Here is a 562-nt window from a genome sequence, read left to right as displayed (position 1 = left end):
GTATTGTTTTGCCAGATTCAGTAAACCCAAGCAGACTCGATAAGCTTGTTCGGGTACCTTCTTTTGTTCGAGTAGGTTTAGTACGATGGATTGCGTTGCAGGCCCGATTCGAGCGCCCCAAGAGATCAGTCTCTCCGGCGTCCAGGCTTGGTGCTTTCGATGGGGCTCAGGCATGTGGTGAGCATTGGTGGTAAAACCCCCTTGGCGCAAGCTCCTAGCATGTCGTGCAACCTGTTTTCCTTTGAAGAAAATAGCAACGCTATCTTGGCTTGCTTGGGCTTCTACTTGAGACTTCACCAGATGATGAGGTACTGAGTAATAATGCTTGTCGAACTCTATGTGGTAGTCGATATTAACGCGTGCAAGTTTGAACTCGACATACTCATAATGCTTCGCGGGAAGCGATTTAAGCGCTGGCTTATCCAAGGCTTCAAATTGACTTAAGCGGGAACCCGGTAGTTTCTTAAAGGCACGGCGGTTAAGGTCATCTAGCAAGACCTTAATAGTCTGATTTAGATCTGCCAGCGTGAAGAAGGTTTGATGTCGTAGTCGAGCCAGTATC

1 pseudogene is annotated in these 562 nt (G+C 47.9%); it reads right to left on the bottom strand.

Annotation, left to right across the window (positions count from 1 at the left end):
- Positions 1–562, bottom strand: a pseudogene (locus tag A3735_RS31475) (IS21 family transposase); the annotation flags it as partial.

The organism is Oleiphilus sp. HI0061, assembly GCF_001635675.1.
The sequence above is the reverse complement of the archived record's forward strand: the minus strand, read 5'-3'. Positions and strand labels throughout refer to the sequence as shown.